Below are 1078 nucleotides of genomic sequence, written 5' to 3'. Positions count from 1 at the left end.
ACCGGCGGAACAAACCCCCTTTAGCGCGCTGGCGCTGGGCGTGCTGGCGCAGGAAGCGGGCGTGCCCGATGGCCTGCTCAACATCATCACCGGCGATGCCGCCGCCATCGGCAAGGCGCTGACCGAAAGCGAGACCGTGCGCAAGATCAGCTTTACCGGATCGACCGCAGTCGGGATCAAGCTGTTCGAGCAATCCGCCCCCACGATCAAGAAGCTGAGCCTGGAACTGGGCGGCAATGCGCCTTTCATCGTTTTCGACGATGCCGATATCGACGACGCCGTCGAAGGGGCGATGGTCGCCAAATTCCGCAATGCGGGCCAGACCTGCGTGTGCACCAACCGCATCTATGCGCAAGCCGCGATCTATGACGAATTCGTCGAGAAGCTGGGCAAGGCCATGGCCAAATTGCTGGTCGGTGCGGGCACCGAACCCGATACCGCCATCGGCCCCCTGATCGACGAGGCGGCGCTGGCCAAGGTGGAGGCCCATGTCGCCGATGCGAAGGCAAAGGGCGGCACGGTCCTGACCGGCGGGCAGCGCCACGATGCAGGCGCGCGTTTCTACCAGCCCACGCTGATTACCGACGCCACGCAGGACATGATGGTCGCAACCGAAGAGACCTTTGGCCCTGTCGCTCCCGTCTTCCGGTTTGAAACCGAGGAAGAAGCGATCGCCATGGCGAACGATACCGAATTCGGCCTCGCGTCATATTTCTACGCCCGCGACCTTGGCCGCGTATGGCGCGTGGCAGAAGCGCTGGAAACCGGCATGGTCGGTATCAATTCGGGCGCGATCTCGACCGAAGTGGCGCCCTTTGGCGGCATCAAGTCATCGGGCCTTGGCCGCGAGGGGTCGAGCCATGGGCTGGAAGACTACGAGGAGCTGAAATATCTCCACATGGCGCTATAGGTCCGAGGGCTGGCAGAATTCACCGGGAACGCCGAAGATTGCGATAGACCTTGCCGGACGGTTCGGAGTTCGTCTTTTCAGCTGCTTTCATGGGCAGCGGTTTTGGCGCATTTTGCCGCCCACTCGATACAGAACCGCGCCTGCCTGCACTTGGATGGCGGCGCGCTT

At 62.6% G+C, this 1078-nt stretch carries 1 protein-coding gene; it reads left to right on the top strand.

Features of this window, described 5'->3' with window-relative positions:
• The coding region (locus AAFM29_RS17435; RefSeq protein WP_341713984.1) for an aldehyde dehydrogenase family protein at positions 1-910 on the top strand (910 nt) is incomplete at its 5' end.
• Positions 911-1078 lie beyond the last annotated feature (168 nt).

Source organism: Erythrobacter sp. (genome assembly GCF_038133525.1).
Classification (GTDB): Bacteria; Pseudomonadota; Alphaproteobacteria; order Sphingomonadales; family Sphingomonadaceae; genus Qipengyuania.
This window is presented reverse-complemented; position numbering and strand designations above follow the sequence as displayed.